General features: G+C 68.2%; 11 protein-coding genes. 7 read left to right on the top strand and 4 right to left on the bottom strand.

The genetic code is table 11. The annotated features are described in order from the left end of the window. Positions 1-3: 3 nt before the first annotated feature. Positions 4-1,938, bottom strand: coding sequence for a serine hydrolase domain-containing protein (locus CDO81_RS26140; protein ID WP_088486204.1), 1,935 nt, complete (start codon positions 1,936-1,938; stop codon positions 4-6). A 14-nt stretch (positions 1,939-1,952) separates the two neighbouring features. Then, positions 1,953-4,199, bottom strand: a complete 2,247-nt coding sequence (locus tag CDO81_RS26135; protein WP_088486203.1) for a TonB-dependent receptor — start codon at positions 4,197-4,199, stop codon at positions 1,953-1,955. A gap of 174 nt (positions 4,200-4,373) precedes the next feature. Here CDO81_RS26135 and CDO81_RS26130 point away from each other — a divergent pair, with 174 nt between their 5' ends. Beyond that, positions 4,374-5,060, top strand: a complete 687-nt coding sequence (locus tag CDO81_RS26130) for a helix-turn-helix domain-containing protein (RefSeq protein ID WP_088486202.1) — start codon at positions 4,374-4,376, stop codon at positions 5,058-5,060. Between the two features lie 5 nt (positions 5,061-5,065). On the opposite strand, the gene CDO81_RS26125 is transcribed toward CDO81_RS26130, so the two are convergent. Further along, positions 5,066-6,337 (bottom strand): peptide MFS transporter, encoded by a 1,272-nt coding sequence (locus CDO81_RS26125; protein ID WP_206602182.1) that lies wholly within the window; start codon positions 6,335-6,337, stop codon positions 5,066-5,068. Between the two features lie 134 nt (positions 6,338-6,471). On the opposite strand from CDO81_RS26125, the gene CDO81_RS26120 reads away from it, so the two are divergent. Next, a complete protein-coding gene (locus tag CDO81_RS26120; RefSeq protein ID WP_206602181.1) occupies positions 6,472-7,590 on the top strand; it encodes an NAD(P)/FAD-dependent oxidoreductase in 1,119 nt (372 codons plus the stop codon). A gap of 7 nt (positions 7,591-7,597) precedes the next feature. Here CDO81_RS26120 and CDO81_RS26115 read toward each other — a convergent pair whose 3' ends face one another. Further along, positions 7,598-8,308 (bottom strand): Crp/Fnr family transcriptional regulator, encoded by a 711-nt coding sequence (locus CDO81_RS26115; protein ID WP_088486200.1) that lies wholly within the window; start codon positions 8,306-8,308, stop codon positions 7,598-7,600. A gap of 133 nt (positions 8,309-8,441) precedes the next feature. On the opposite strand from CDO81_RS26115, the gene CDO81_RS26110 reads away from it, so the two are divergent. The 5 genes from CDO81_RS26110 (at position 8,442) to CDO81_RS26090 (ending at position 14,827) form a co-directional block, all read left to right on the top strand. Continuing rightward, positions 8,442-10,388, top strand: coding sequence for an AMP-binding protein (locus tag CDO81_RS26110; protein ID WP_088486199.1), 1,947 nt, complete (start codon positions 8,442-8,444; stop codon positions 10,386-10,388). Positions 10,389-10,550: 162 nt separating this feature from the next. Then, the gene (locus CDO81_RS26105; protein ID WP_088486259.1) at positions 10,551-11,336 is read left to right on the top strand and encodes an ABC transporter ATP-binding protein; all 786 of its coding nucleotides are present in this window, start codon (positions 10,551-10,553) and stop codon (positions 11,334-11,336) included. A gap of 126 nt (positions 11,337-11,462) precedes the next feature. Beyond that, positions 11,463-12,392, top strand: coding sequence for a branched-chain amino acid ABC transporter permease (locus tag CDO81_RS26100; RefSeq protein WP_088486258.1), 930 nt, complete (start codon positions 11,463-11,465; stop codon positions 12,390-12,392). Between the two features lie 15 nt (positions 12,393-12,407). Next, complete coding sequence (locus CDO81_RS26095) at positions 12,408-13,472, top strand: branched-chain amino acid ABC transporter permease (protein ID WP_088486198.1); 1,065 nt, start codon at positions 12,408-12,410, stop codon at positions 13,470-13,472. 38 nt (positions 13,473-13,510) lie between these two features. Next, entirely contained in the window at positions 13,511-14,827 is a 1,317-nt protein-coding gene (locus CDO81_RS26090) for an ABC transporter substrate-binding protein (RefSeq protein WP_088486197.1), read from the top strand. Positions 14,828-14,944: the final 117 nt, after the last annotated feature.

Below are 14,944 nucleotides of genomic sequence, written 5' to 3'. Positions count from 1 at the left end.
CGCTCAGAAGTTCTGGTTGAAGCCGATCAGGTGGTGGTACACGCCCACCACAGTCAGCACCGCGAACGCCAGCAGCCAGGCCCCGGCCAGGGCCTTGGCGGCCCAGTCGGCCCGTGGCCCGCCTGCCTGCCGACCGGCTGTCGACAGGGCGCGGGCATGCAGCACCGCCAGCACCAGCCCCCCCAGGGCACCCAGGCCGAGCACGGCCTGCGCCACCGGCAGCAGCACGGTGGTGTCGCCCAAGGATTCGAGCAGCGCCACCACCCACCCCCACAAGCCCAGGCCCACGAGAGCCAGCAGGCTGGCCCCCCGCACCGCCGTCACCGTGCGGGGTGGAGGCGTGGTCACCTGGTGGCGCCGCCGCAGCACCGCGGCCACGGGCCACAGCAGCACGGTCAGCGCCAGTGTGGCGACCGCAGCCCCCAGCAGCAGCAGCACGGCGGGGCTGGCCATGAAGGGCACGGGCTCGAAGATGAAGGCGAACACGAACGGCTCCAGCCCCCAGTGCTTCACGCGGCCGTTCTCCACCACCGCCTGCAGGCGGCGCTTGCCGTGCTCTTCTTCCCAAAAGTAGGGCTTCACCTCGCGGTAGGTGCTGCGGGCGCCTGCCAGGTCGATGGAGAGCCGCCCGTCCGGCAGGGCCTGCACCTTCAGCGGGCTGAGCAAGGCCAGGACTGACAGCCAGGTCGAGTCCTCCCGGCGCGTGTTGCGGTAGGCGCCGGCCATCTGTTGCGCGTGCGCCTTGGCGGTGGCCTCGTCGACCTCGGGTCGGGTGGCGGGGCGGGTGTCGGGCAGGTAGCGGTCGGCGAAGCTCTCGAACAGGCGGTCGCGCAGCCATTTCCCCTGACCGTGTCCGGCGCCGTCGCCAGGCGCGTTCACCGACACGTACAGCCCGATGCCATCGTCGACGAACAGCAGCAGGTCGCTGTGGAACAGCACCGTGTCGCCGCCATGTGCGAGCACGCGGTGGCCGTTGATGTTTTGCTCGTAGAAGCCCAGGCCGATGCCGAGCAGGCCGGGCAGCGGGCGGGTGAGCTCGCCGTGCATGCGCTTGACCGTCTCCGGCTTGAGCAGCTGCGCCTCGCCCAACCGGCCCTGGTTCAGGAAGGCGAGCATGAAGCGGCCCATGTCGGCCCCGGAGGCCGACAGGCTGCCCGCCGGCGGCATGCTGATGATCTCGAAGCCCTTGGCCGGCTCGTCCCAGCTCAGGTAGCCCTGCGACATCTGCGGCTTGAGCGCCTCAGGCAGTGGCTGGCGGAAGGTGGCGTACTTCATGCCCAGCGGGGCGAACACCTGCTGCTCCATGTAGTCGTCGAAAGACTTGCCGCTGACCCGCTGCACGATGTAGCCCGCCAGTGCGGTGGCGTAGTTGGAATAGCCGGGCGTGGTGCCCGGGTCGTAGAGGTACGGGGGGATGTAGCGCTTGAGGACCTGGCCGAGGTCGGGCGTGGGCGTGCCGTATGTGAGGAGGTCGCGTGCGACCTCCTCGAAGCCGGTGGTGTGCGTCATCACGTGGCGAAGCGTCAGCGCCTTGCCGTTGCGCCCCGGGATGGTGAAGTCCAGGTACTGGTTGACGTCGACGTCCAGGTCGAGCTTGCCCTGCTCGACGAGCTGCATGACCGCCGTCCAGGTGAAGAGCTTGGAGACCGAGCCCGGGCGGAACAAGGTCTTGTGCGGGTCGACGGGGAGCTGCCGGTCCCAGTCTGCGAAGCCGTAGCCCTTCTGCACGAGGGGCTGGCCGTCCTTGACGATGACGACGACTGCGCCCGGCACACGCGCGTTGCGCAGCGCGGTGTGCATCAGGCCGTCGAGCCAGGCTTCGGCGTCGGTGGCGGTGAGGGGGGTGGCGGCGGGCTGCGCCAGCGCCGCCGGGGCCAGGCCCGAGCCGACGGCCAGGGCCAGCGCCACGGCGCGCAGGCGTGAGAGCAGGGGCTTCATGCGATCGTCTCAGGTCAGAAGTTGTAGGTCAGGTTCGCACCCACGGTGCGCGGCGCCACGGTCGTGACGTTGAGCGGCAGGCCGAAGGCGGTGAGCGCGGTGTCGGCACCGAGGATCGCGCGCTTGTCGGTCAGGTTGCGCACGAAGGTGGCGAGTTGCCAGGGCCCGAAGGCCTGGCCCCACTGCGCGTCGACGAGGGTGTAGGCCGGCTGGCTGAAGTTGGGGACCGAACTGCCCGTCGCATCGAAGCCAGCGTTGCGCTGGCCGACGTGGCGCAGGTTCAACCCCGCGTAGCCAGCGTGGCCAGCGATGCTGTAGGCGTAGCGGGCTCCCAGCGTGGTGGCGAGCTTGGCGGTGTTGGGCAGGCGCGAGCCGGCGGGACCGAGGGCGGGGGCGTCCTCCGTGAGCTTGGGATCGTTCCAGGCCAGGCCTGCCTCCAGCTGCCAGTGGTTGCCGACCTTGTAGCGCGCGGCCAGCTCCAGGCCGTGCACGCGGGCCTGGCCCGCATTCACGACGATGGTGCTGGCGCCGACCGCCTTGGGTTGCTGCAGGTCCTTCCAGTCGATGCGGTAGGCGGCGGCTTCGAGGTTGAGGCGCTTGTCCAGCAGGTCGGCCTTGTAGCCGAACTCGTAGCTCCACAGGGTGTCGTGCCCGAAGGTCTTGGGCGTGCCGCTGATGACCTGGCCGTTGGCGTCGATGGCCGGCGAATTCGGGCCGCCCGGGCGGTAACCGCTGGCGGCGCGAAAGTAGACGTTGCTCTGCTTGTCCAGCGCGTAGCGCAGCGTGGCGAGGTAGGTGCGGGCGGTGTCCTCGCTCGGCGCAGAAGAGTTCAGTGCCTCGTTCACATACACGGTGTAAACCTGCTCGTTCTTGGCCACGCGGGCGCCCAGCGTGAGCGACCAGATCGTGTCAAGGTTCCAGGTCAGGTCGCCGTAGAAGGCGCGCTCGCGGTACTCCGAGGGCTGGCCGGTCGTGGTCAACGTGAGAGGTGCGCCGCCGCCGGCGCCCTGGGCCCAGAGGCGCTGGCCGACGTGGCCGGTCTCGCTGGTGCGATAGAAGCCGGCGAGCCATTCCAGCGTGCCGCGGGCGGACGTCAGCCGCAGTTCCTGGGTCTGCTTGCGCAAGGAGATGGCATTGTTCAGCGAGACGAAGTCGAAGGACGGGCTGTTGCCAAGCAGGGCGGTAGCGTCCTGGCCGGTGGCGCTGTCCAGGCGCTGCGTCGAGGCGATGGCGTTGAGGCGTGCCCAGCCGAAGTCATACTCGGCGTCGGCCGACGTGAGCCGGGTGCGCAGCGTGTAGGCTTCGCCCACGTCCAGGTGGCGGGTCAGGTCCCCGTAGACCGGTTGGCCCTTGGCGGCGTCGAACTCGATGACGTTCAGCCCGTTGCGCTGGATGTCCTGCTGGGTGTGAGCCAGGCGCAGCTTCAGGCGTGCCATGGGTTCGATCAGCACCGAGATGCGGGCTCCGCGGGTGTTGCCATCGTTGATGTGCTCGCCCGCGGCCTTGCCGACGGCCCGGATGTAGCCGCCCTCGTGGTCGTTGAAGGCAGCGACGCGCATCGCCGCCACGTCGGTGCTCAGAGGCACGTTCAGCACCGCGTTCTCGGTGTGCCCCAGGGCCCCGCCGCGCACGCTGCGCAGGCCGACGCCGAGCTTGCCGGAGAACTGCGAGCTGTCGGGCTCGTGGGTGACGTACTTGAGCAGGCCGCCCATGGCGCCTGCGCCGTAGAGCGTGCCTTGCGGGCCGCGCAGCACCTCGATCTGGCGCAGATCCAGCAGCGAGAGGTCCAGCGCGGTGTTGGCGCCGCCCACGAAAGCGCTGCTCGACCCGAAGGCCACTTCGTCGACATACATGCCAACCGTGGCGATCTGCTGTTCGCCCACGCTCACGCCGCGCATCGTGACGGCGCCGAGCCCGGGGCCGCCCGAGGTCTTCACGTCCACGCCAGGCAGACCGCCCACGTAGTCGGCCAGCGAGGCCGCGCCACCGCGGTCGAGGTTCTCAGCGCTGAGCGTCTCCACGCGCAGCGGCACGTCGCGCACGGGTTCACGCCGACGGGTGGCGCTGACGGTCACCACGTCGAGCTTCTCCACGTCGCGAGCCACCTCAGGGGCAGCCGCGGCCGGCGCCGTCTGCGCCCACAGCGGCGAGGCGCACAGCGTGGCCAGCGCCGGGACGATGAGCGCCGCGAGCGGGCGCACCGGCTGGCTGCGGGGGGCGGGCAAGCGCTTGTGGCGCCGTGGAACGTCGAACCGGCTCATCGCATCTCCTGGATCGGAAGGATTGGGTTGCTTGATCCAGCAAGTTTCCAATTTGGAAAATTCTTTCCCATTGGTGTAAACCTTAGATGGAAAGCCCAAAGTTGACCAGGGCAAGCAAGGAGATCGCCCGGCGAGAGCTGTCGCCTAAGATCGCCGCCAACAACCCACCGAGACATGGCCAGCACGACACCCGCTCCCGGCGAACACATCCGCAGCCTGCGCAAGCGCCTGGGCCTGACCTTGGCCCAGGTGAGCGAGCGCACGGGGCTGGCCGTCTCCACCTTGTCCAAGCTCGAGAAGGGCAACGTGTCGCTGTCCTACGACAAGCTCATGCTGCTGAGCCGCGGGCTGGGCGTGGACATGGCCGAGTTGCTTCACGACGCGCAAACCAAGGGGCCGGCCCATACGGGCGGCGGCCGGCGCGTGGTGCACCGCGCCGGTGACGGCCAGATCGTGGACACGCAGAGCTACAAGCAGACCTACCTGGCCTCGGAGCTGCTCAACAAGCGCTTCACGCCGCTGATCGCCGAGGTGCGGGCACGCACGCTGGAGGAATTCAAGGCCGAGTTCGGCGACCTCATCCGCCACCCGGGCGAGGAGTTCGCCTTCGTCATCGAGGGCGAGGTGGCCTTCCACTCCGAGCTGTACGCGCCTGTCATCCTGAAGGCCGGTGACTCGATCTTCTTTGACAGCGAGATGGGCCATGCCTACCTGAAGGCCGCGGAAGGCCCGTGTCGCCTGGTGGCCACCTGCGCGCCGCGCAATGGCCAGAGCGACGCGATGTCACAGCATTTCGTCGAGGCCTCGCAGCGGCTGTCGGCGCCGGTGCCCGCGCGTGGCGCCAAGCCCGCCCGGCGCTAACGTTCCTAGCGCTCGGCGCGCTGCAGCAGCGGACGCAGGGCGTAGAGCGCCAGGGCGGCCGCTGCGGTGATGCCACCCAGCAATACAAAGAACCCCACCGGGCCCAGGCCCACCATCTGCCGCCCCACCACGCCGGACAGCAGGTTGCCGCCGAACGAGGCGAGGAACCACGCCGCGATCACGGTCGCGCCGAAACCCTTGGGCGCCATGCGCGCGAACAGTCCCAGCCCCACGGGCAGGATGTACAGCTCCGCCAGCGTGTAGACCACGAAGAATGCCAGCACCCAGGTCATGCTGACCCGGCCGCCGCCGTGCGATACGGCGACGGCGGCGAGCATCAGGTAGGAGAGCGCCACGCCGGCCGCCCCCATCGACATCTTGGCCAGCGCCGAAGGCTCGCGCCCCCGGGCCGCAGCCCGGCGCCAGCCGGCGACGACGAAGGGGGTGAACAGGAAGACAAACAGCGGGTTGAGCGACTGCATCCATGTCACCGGCACGGTGAGGTCACCGAGCGAGCGGTCCACCTGCGTTTCGGCCCACACGGCCAGCGTGTTGCCGCTTTGTTCGTAGCCGCTGCGAAACACCACCACGGCCAAGCCCACCAGCAGCAGAGGCAGGAAACTGCGCGCGGTGAAGCGCGTCGGCGGCTCGGCATCGGCCGGCGCCGTGGCGCGCGCCCGGTCGGGGGGCAGGTGCCTGGCACCGAGCCGGTAGATGGCCAGTCCCAGGCACATGCCGATGCCCGCGGCCCCGAACCCGACGTGCCAGCCATACACCTCGCCCAGGGTGCCGCACACCAGCGGGGCCAGCAGCGCGCCGAGGTTCACGCCCACGTAGTAGATGTTGTAGGAGCCGCCGCGCCGGGGGTCGTGCTCGTCGTAGAGGTCGCCCACCTGGCTGGGCAGGTTGGGCAGGAACAGGCCGTTGCCCAACGCGATGAGCAGCAGCGCTGGGAAGAACAGCGATTCGGACGCCAGCACGAAGTGGCCCAGGGCCATCAGCGAGCCGCCGGTCAGGATGGCGCGGCGTCGCCCGAGCCAGCGGTCGGCGATGTAGCCACCGAAGATGGGCGTGAGGTAGACGCCGCCCGTGTAGGCGCCGTAAATCAGCGAGGCATCGGCCTGGCTGAACTGCAGGTGCCGGATCATGTAATAGATCAGCAGCGCCTTCATGCCGTAGAAGGAGAACTTCTCCCACATCTCGGTCAGGAAGAGCACCACCAGGCCGCGCGGCTGGCCGAACCACTGTGCGGCGCGGGGTTGAAGGGAAGCGTTCAAAGGATCTCCTCAGAACGGCGCCGGATGCGCCGGTTTCAGTATTGCCCAAGGATTTTCTTGATGGTACATTGATTTTCCATTTTGGAAACTACCGGCCAGCTTCAGTGAGCCAAGCGACAACTTCGACAAGTCATGTGGACTGCCTCGTCATCGGTGCCGGCATCGCGGGGGCCTCGGTGGCGGCCTCGCTGGCCGGCCGCGCCAGTGTGGCGGTGCTGGAGGCCGAGGCGCATGCGGGTTACCACGCCACCGGGCGCTCGGCAGCGCTGTATTCGGCGCTCTATGGCAACGCCACCATCCGGGCGCTCACCCGGGCGAGCCTCGAGTACTTCCGCACGCCGCCCCAGGGCATGGTCAAGCAGGCGCTGCTGCGCGAGCGGTCTACGCTGTTCCTGATCGGGACAGGTCAGGAGGCACTGGTGCCGTGTTTCACGGCCGACGCCGACGTGCGCGAGCGCACCACGCGGTTGAGTGCCGAGGCGGTGAGCGCCCGCGTGCCGTTGCTGCAGCCGGACCGCGTGGCCGGGGCGTTGCTGGACGCCACCTCCGCTGACATTGACGTGGACCTGCTGCACCAGGGCTTCCTGCGCGCCGCACGCGCCGCGGGCGCGCAGCTGCGCCTGGGTGAGTCTCTGCGAGGCCTCGAGCCGGTGGGCGGGGGCTGGCGCGCGCAGACCTCGGCCGGCGTCATCGAGGCGGGCATGGTCATCAACGCGGCCGGCGCCTGGGCCGACGAGGTGGCCGCGATGGCGGGCGTGGCCCCGGTGCCGCTGCAGCCGCTTCGGCGCACGGCGGTGCTGATCGAGCTGCCCGAGGGGGTGGATGCGAGCGAATGGCCGGCGGTGGTCGCCATCGACGAAAGCCAGTACTTCAAGCCCGACGCCGGCCTGCTGCTGATCTCCGCCGCCGATGAGACCCCGAGCCCGCCCTGCGATGCCCAGCCCGAGGAGCTCGATGTGGCCATCGCCGTGGACCGCTTCGAGACGCTGACCGGCCGCCCCGTGCGCCGCGTGCGCCACCGCTGGGCAGGCCTGCGCGTGTTCAGCCCCGACCGCACGCCGGTGGTGGGCTTTGAACCGGGTGTGCCGGGCTTCTTCTGGTGCGCAGGTCAAGGGGGCTATGGCATCCAGACCTCGCCGGCGCTCGGGCGCGCCGCAGCGGCATTGGCGCTGGGCGATGCGCTGCCGCAGGAGCTGCTGGCGATGGGCATCGGGGCGAAGTCGTTGTCGCCCGCGCGTTTTCGGCCGGCCTGAGGCCGCCTCAGCTGGCGAACCGCCGCAGCGCCTGCAGGTCCAGCACGCGCAGCCCGCCGTACTCGATGCGGATGAGCTTCGCATCCGACAGCCGGTGCAGCGCCTGGTTCACACGTTGGCGCGACAGGCCCACGAGATAGCCCAGCTCCTGCTGCGTGATGCGCAGCCAGCTGCCCACGCCGGGGTAGAGCGTGGGATGGAAGAGGGCGGCCAGGTTGCGAGCCACGCGCACGTCGGGGTCGTGGATGCGGTCGGTCTCGCGGGCCGCGATGAACTGGCCTAACCGCTCGTTGAGCTGGTCCAGCACGAAGCGGTTGAAGGCGATGCTGCCGTCCAGCAGTGCATGAAAGCTGTCGATGGGCAGACCCGCCACGATGCTGGGCCGCAGGGCCTGGATGTTGTAGCGGTAGCTCTCGCGCTTGAGCAGCGTGCCCTCGCCGAACCAGCCGCCCGGCGGCACGCCGGTGAAGGTGACGGCCTGCCCCAGGGAGTCGTCGTTGTTCATCTTCAGCAGGCCGTCCACCACGCCGAACCAGAAGGTGGCTGGCCGGCCGATGCGGCACAACCGCTCGCCCGGCTGGGCGTCGCCCACCTCCAGCGTCGCCACGGCGCGCTCACGCAGCGGGCCGTCGAGCAGCTTGAGCCACGGGATGGCGTCCAGCTCGACGGGCGTGGGGCGTCGGGCGCGCTGGCGCAGGGGCAGGGCGAGATCGGCCATGGGCAAGGCAGGGATGCGGGAAAGTCTGGCCCGTGAAGACCCGTAGATTGTCGTCGTACCGACAGATGGGCGTCAAAGTCCTGCCCAGAATCGGCGCACAGATCGGGGCCCGAGCCCCGGCAACGGAGACAGCTTGGTGGACACCTTCCCTCGGCTCTTGCTCGACCACGCCCAACGCCGGCCGGATGCGCCGGCCCTGCGCGAGAAGGCCTATGGCGTCTGGCAGACGCTCACCTGGGCGCAGCTGGCGACCCTGGTGCGCGAACTGGCGCTGGGCCTCGCGGCCGCCGGGCTGCGGCGGGGTGAGCATGTGGTGGTCGTCGGCGAGAACCGGCCGCGCCTGTACGCCAGCATGCTGGCCGCTCAGGCGCTGGGCGCAGTGCCCGTGCCGCTCTACCAGGACGCGGTCGCGGCGGAGTTCGTGTTTCCGCTGAACAACGCGGAGATCGCCTTCGCGATCGTCGAGGACCAGGAGCAGGTCGACAAGCTGCTGGAACTGCGCGAGTCGTGCCCGCAGCTCAAGTGCATCTGGTTCGATGACCCGCGCGGGCTGCGCCATTACGACGAGCCGGGGCTGGCGTCGCTCGACGACCTGGTGTCCCAGGGGCGGGCGCATGCGGTCGAGCGCGGTGGCTTCTTTGATGCCGAGGTGGCCGCGGGTGCACCCGCAGACATGGCGGCGCTCTTCTTCACGTCGGGCACCACGGGCAACCCCAAGGGCGTCATCCACACGCATGCGACGCTGATCGACCGGGCCCGCGCCGGCCAGCGCTTCGACCAGCTCACCGACCGTGAGGAGGTGCTGGCCTACCTGCCGCCGGCCTGGATCGGGCAGAACATCTTCAGCTTCTCTCAGTGGCTGGTGTGCGGCTACGTCGTCAACTGCCCGGAGTCGGCCTCGACGGTCAGCATCGACCTCAAGGAGGTGGGCCCCACCTACTACTTCGCGCCGCCGCGCGTCTTCGAGGGGCTGCTGACGACGGTCATGATCCGCATGGAAGACGCCTCCGCGCCCAAGCGCTGGCTGTTCGACCGCTGCATGGCACTGGCGCGGCGCATCGGCCCGCGGCGCATGGACGGCGAGGCGCTCGGCCTGCTGGACCGCCTGGCCTACGCCCTGGGCGACCTGCTCATCTACGGCCCGCTGCGCAACACGCTGGGGTTCTCGCGGGTGCGGGTGGCGTACACCGCGGGCGAGGCCATCGGGCCTGACCTCTTCAGCTTCTACCGCGCCATCGGCATCAATCTCAAGCAGCTGTATGGCTCGACCGAGACGGCCGTGTTCGTCTGCCTGCAGCCCGATCACGAGGCGCGGGCCGACACGGTGGGGGTGCCTATCGACGGCGTGGAGATCAAGCTGAGCGCGTCAGGCGAGCTGCTGGTGCGCTCGCCCGGCCTGCTCAAGGGCTACTACAAGAACGACGCCGCCACGCGTGAGGCGCTCACCGACGACGGCTGGTACCACACAGGTGATGCCGGCTTCCTCACACCCGGCGGGCACCTCAAGATCATCGACCGCGCCAAGGATGTCGGCCGCCTGATGGGCGGGCCGTTTGACGGCGCCATGTTTGCGCCCAAGTACGTGGAGAACAAGCTCAAGTTCTTCCCGCACATCAAGGAGGCGGTCTGCTTTGGCGACAAGCGCGAGAAGGTCTGCGCCTTCATCAACATCGACTTCGAGGCCGTCGGCAACTGGGCCGAGCGGCGCAATCTCCCGTATGCCGGCTACACCGACCTGGCCCAGCGGCCGGAGGTGTATCAGCTCATGCTGGAATGCGTGGAGAAGGTCAACGCCGACCTCGCGCAGGACGAGTTGCTCGCCGGCAGCCAGATCAGCCGCTTTCTGGTGCTGCACAAGGAACTGGACGCGGACGACGGCGAGCTGACCCGCACCCGCAAGGTCCGCCGCGGGGCGATTGCCGAGAAGTACGGCGTGCTGGTCGAGGCGCTGTACGCCGGCAAGGTGTCGCAGTACATCGAGACCCAGGTCAAGTTCGAGGACGGCCGCACGTCGATGGTGGCCGCCGACCTGCGCATCGTCGAGGCTCGCACCTTCCCTGCCGTCAGGAGCGCTGCATGACTCGCCGGAGCTTGGCCACAGAGGCACAGAGACACAGAGAGGGCGCGCCCCGCGGAGCGTCGGCTCGTCTGCCCACGATGGCCATCCTGAATACGGTTCCGCAGGCGCAGTCTCTCTGTGTCTCTGTGCCTCTGTGGCTGTGTTCAACACCGGATGCACAACATGCCCAGTAAGCGCATCGGCGACGTCATCCTGGAGGTGAAGAACATTTCGCTGTCCTTCGGCGGCGTGAAGGCACTCACCGACATCAGCTTCGACGTGCGCGAGCACGAAGTGCGGGCCATCATCGGCCCGAACGGCGCGGGCAAGAGCTCGATGCTGAACTGCATCAACGGCGTCTACCAGCCGCAGCAAGGCGCCGTCACGCTGCGCGGCAAGACCTACCGCGGCATGAGCCCGCGGCAGGTGGCCGAGATGGGCGTGGCGCGCACCTTCCAGAACCTGGCCCTGTTCAAGGGCATGAGCGTGCTGGACAACATCATGACCGGCCGCAACCTGCGCATGAAGCGCGGCCTGTTCTGGCAGGCGCTGCACCTGGGCCCCGCGCGCCGCGAGGAGACCGAGCAGCGCGAGGTGGTCGAGCGGATCATCGATTTCCTGGAGATCCAGGCCTGGCGCAAGACGCCGGTCGGCCGGCTGCCCTACGGCCTGCAAAAGCGCGTGGACCTGGGCCGGGCGCTGGCGATGGAGCCGAGCCTGCTGTTGCTGGACGAGCCCATGGCCGGCATGAACGTGGAGGAGAAGCAGGACATGTGCCGCTTCATCCTCGACGTGAACGACGAGTTCGGCACCACCATCGTGCTGATCGAGCACGACATGGGCGTGGTCATGGACATCTCCGACCGGGTCGTCGTGCTGGACTACGGCAAGAAGATCGGCGACGGCGCACCGGACGAGGTGCGGCGCAATGAAGACGTGATCAGGGCCTACCTCGGGGCGGGGCACTGACATGCGAACACCCCAAACACAGCCACAGAGGCACAGAGACACAGAGGCCATGCACCGAACTCATCCCACTCTCTCTGAGCCTCTGTGGCTCTGTGGCTGTGTTCCTGGCCCTGGCGAGGCATGAGCATGGGACCTTTTCTGGAAACCCTCATCGGCGGCCTCATGTCGGGCATGCTGTATTCACTGATCGCGCTGGGCTTCGTGCTGATCTTCAAGGCCAGCGGCGTCTTCAACTTCGCACAGGGCGCGATGGTGCTGTTCGCGGCGCTGGCCATGGCGCGCTTCGCGGAGTGGATTCCGAAGTTCACGGGCCTGGATGGCAAGGTGCTGGTCAATGTGATGGCCTTCGTCGGCGCGCTCGCGGTCATGGTGGTGGTGGCCTGGCTGGTGGAGCGGCTGGCCTTGTCCAAGCTCGTCAACCAGGAGGGCATCACGCTCTTGATGGCCACGCTCGGCATTGCCTACCTGCTCGAAGGCGCGGGGCAGATGATCTTCGGCAACGACATCTACAAGATCGACATTGGCCTGCCCAAGGACCCGATGTTCCTGTTCGAGCAGACTTTCGAGGGCGGCATCCTGGTCAGCAAGGAAGACCTGTACGCCGCACTGATGGCCGCAGCCTTGGTGGCCGGCTTGAGCCTGTTCTTCCAGAAAACGGCCACCGGTCGCGCGCTGCGGGCCGTGGCGGACGACCACCAGGCCGCGCAGAGCATCGGCATCCCGCTGTCGCGCATCTGGGTCATCGTGTGGAGCGTGGCGGGCTTCGTCGCACTGGTCGCCGGGATGATCTGGGGCAGCAAGCTGGGCGTGCAGTTCTCGCTGTCGCTGGTGGCGCTGAAGGCGCTGCCCGTCGTGATCCTCGGCGGCCTGACGAGCGTGCCGGGCGCCATCGTCGGCGGGCTCTTGATCGGCGTGGGCGAGAAGCTCTCCGAGGCCTACCTGGGCAGCCTGATCGGTGGTGGCATCGAGTACTGGTTCGGCTATGTGCTGGTGCTGGTGGTGCTGCTGGTGCGACCCCAGGGCTTGTTCGGTGAAAAGATCATTGACCGCGTCTGAGGACGGCAGGACGACATGCTCTACAGAGAAAACGGCCAGTTCAAGACGACCTACGCGGCGGACAGTCAGATCCTGCCCATCCGGCAGGACCGCATCGGCATGGCGCTGTTGCTGGCGGTGGCCTTCGTGGTGGTGCCGCTGCTGTCCAGCGAGTACCTGCTGCGCGCGGTCTTCATTCCCTTCCTCATCCTGTCGCTCGCGGCGCTGGGCCTGAACGTGCTGGTGGGCTACTGCGGGCAGATCTCGCTGGGCTCCGGCGCCTTCATGGCGGTGGGCGCCTACGTGGCCTACAACTGCCAGGCGCGCATCGAGGGCGTACCGCTGATCGTCAGCCTGCTTTGCGGTGGGCTGGGCGCGACGGTGCTCGGCGTGGCTTTCGGGTTGCCGTCGCTGCGCATCAAGGGGCTGTACCTGGCGGTGGCGACGCTCGCGGCGCAGTTCTTCGTGGACTGGGCCTGCCTGCGGCTGAAGTGGGTCACCAACGATTCCTCGTCGGGTTCGGTCAGCGTGGCCGACCTGCGGGTGTTGGGTGCGAGCGTGGAGTCACCGGCGGCGCGCTACCTGCTGTGCCTGGGTTTCGTCGTGGTGTTCGCGCTGGTCACCAAGAACCTGGTGCGCGGCCACATCGGCCGCTCGTGGATGGCGATGCGCGACATGGACGTGGCGGCTGCCGTCATCGGCATCCGGCCGGTGCAAGCCAAGCTGAGCGCGTTTGCCGTCAGCAGCTTCATCATCGGCGTGGCCGGCGCGCTGTGGGGCTTCGTGCATCTGGGCTCGTGGGAGCCGGCGGCCTTCGGCATCAACCGCAGCTTCGACCTGCTCTTCATGATCATCATCGGCGGCCTGGGCTCCATCTCGGGCGCGTTCTTCGGCGCGGCCTTCATCGTGGTGCTGCCCATCCTGCTGGACAAGCTGCCCTACTGGACGGGCCTGCCGATGGACACCGCCACGGCCTCGCACCTGGCGCTGATGATCTTCGGCGCCCTGATCGTGTTCTTCCTCATCAAGGAACCGCACGGCCTGGCGCGGCTCTGGGCCACCGCCAAGGAAAAGCTCAGGCTCTGGCCTTTCCCTCACTGATCCGCTTTGAGACCCACAACGACAGGAGACAAAACGCCATGAAGACCTTCATCACCTGCGCGGCCCTGGCTGCCCTGCAACTCGTCGCGGCGCCCGCCGCGGTGGCCCAGGCCAAGGAGCAGTTCTTCCCGCTGCTCGTCTACCGCACCGGGCCCTACTCGCCCAACGGCACGCCGTGGGCCAATGGCAAGCAGGACTACATCAAGCTCATCAACGCGCGGGATGGCGGCGTCAATGGCGTGAAGCTCACGTTCGAGGAATGCGAGACCGGCTATGCCACCGACAAGGGCGTGGAGTGCTACGAGCGCCTCAAGGGCAAAGGCGCCAGCGTCTTCGACCCGCAGGCCACGGGCATCACCTTCGCGCTGACCGACAAGGTGCCCAATGACAAGATCCCGCTCATCACGCTGGGCTACGGCCTCTCCGCCTCGGCCGATGGCGGCGTGTTCGCGTGGAACTTCCCGCTGATGGGCAGCTACTGGACGGCGGCGGACGTGCTAATCCAGCACCTGGGCAAGAAGGAGGGCGGGCTGGACAAGCTCAAGGGCAAGAAGATCGCGCTGGTCTACCACGACAGCCCCTTCGGCAAGGAGCCCATCCCGGTGCTGGAGGAGCGCCAGAAGATGCACGGCTTCGAGTTCATCAAGATCCCCGTCACCGCGCCGGGCGTGGAGCAGAAGAGCGCCTGGCTGGAGGTGCGCAAGCAGCGTCCCGACTACGTGCTGCTGTGGGGCTGGGGTGTGATGAACTCCACCGCCCTGAAGGAGGCCCAGGCCACGGGCTATCCGCGCGAGAAGATGTATGGCGTGTGGTGGTCGGGCGCCGAGCCTGACGTGAAGGACGTGGGCGAGGGCGCCAAGGGCTACAACGCGTTGAACCTCAACACCTCGGGCACCTCGCCCAAGGTCATCCAGGACATCCTGAAGTTCGTACACGACAAGGGGCAGGGCACCGGCCCGAAGGAGGAGGTCGGCTCGGTGCTCTACACCCGCGGCCTCGTCATCCAGGCACTCGCCGTGGAGGCGGTGCGGCGTGCGCAGGAGCGCTTCGGCAAGGGCAAGGTCATGACGGGCGAGCAGGTGCGCTGGGGCCTGGAGAACCTCGCCCTGGACGACAAGAAGCTCGCCGCCCTCGGCCTCACCGGCGTCATCCGCCCGATCAGCACCAGCTGCTTCGACCACCAGGGCTCGACCTCGGTGCGGGTGCATACCTGGGACGGCAAGCAGTGGGCCTTCAGCTCTGACTGGTACCAGGCGGATGAGGCCTTGCTCAAGCCGATGGTGAAGGCGGCGGCGGACAAGTACGCCGGCGAGAAGAAGTTGACGCGGCGGACGTCGGCTGAGTGCCAAAGCTGAGGGTGGTTGTGAGCGGGGGTGTCTTGTTGGCAAGGCCCAGCCGGGAATTCGCCCCGGCGGGCGACCTACTTTTTGTGTCGACGAAAAGTAGGCAAAAAGCGACCCCTGCAAAACCGC

Source organism: Roseateles puraquae, assembly GCF_002205845.1.
GTDB classification, from domain to species: Bacteria; Pseudomonadota; Gammaproteobacteria; order Burkholderiales; family Burkholderiaceae_C; genus Pelomonas; species Pelomonas puraquae.
The sequence above is the reverse complement of the archived record's forward strand: the minus strand, read 5'-3'. Positions and strand labels throughout refer to the sequence as shown.

Bases quoted from the DNA above. Each gene is read 5' to 3' on its own strand.
- CDO81_RS26140 (WP_088486204.1), bottom strand. From the start codon at position 1,938: ATGAAGCCCCTGCTCTCACGCCTGCGCGCCGTGGCGCTGGCCCTGGCC.
- CDO81_RS26135 (WP_088486203.1), bottom strand. From the start codon at position 4,199: ATGAGCCGGTTCGACGTTCCACGGCGCCACAAGCGCTTGCCCGCCCCC.
- CDO81_RS26130 (WP_088486202.1), top strand. From the start codon at position 4,374: ATGGCCAGCACGACACCCGCTCCCGGCGAACACATCCGCAGCCTGCGC.
- CDO81_RS26115 (WP_088486200.1), bottom strand. From the start codon at position 8,308: ATGGCCGATCTCGCCCTGCCCCTGCGCCAGCGCGCCCGACGCCCCACG.
- CDO81_RS26105 (WP_088486259.1), top strand. From the start codon at position 10,551: ATGCCCAGTAAGCGCATCGGCGACGTCATCCTGGAGGTGAAGAACATT.
- CDO81_RS26100 (WP_088486258.1), top strand. From the start codon at position 11,463: ATGGGACCTTTTCTGGAAACCCTCATCGGCGGCCTCATGTCGGGCATG.
- CDO81_RS26095 (WP_088486198.1), top strand. From the start codon at position 12,408: ATGCTCTACAGAGAAAACGGCCAGTTCAAGACGACCTACGCGGCGGAC.
- CDO81_RS26090 (WP_088486197.1), top strand. From the start codon at position 13,511: ATGAAGACCTTCATCACCTGCGCGGCCCTGGCTGCCCTGCAACTCGTC.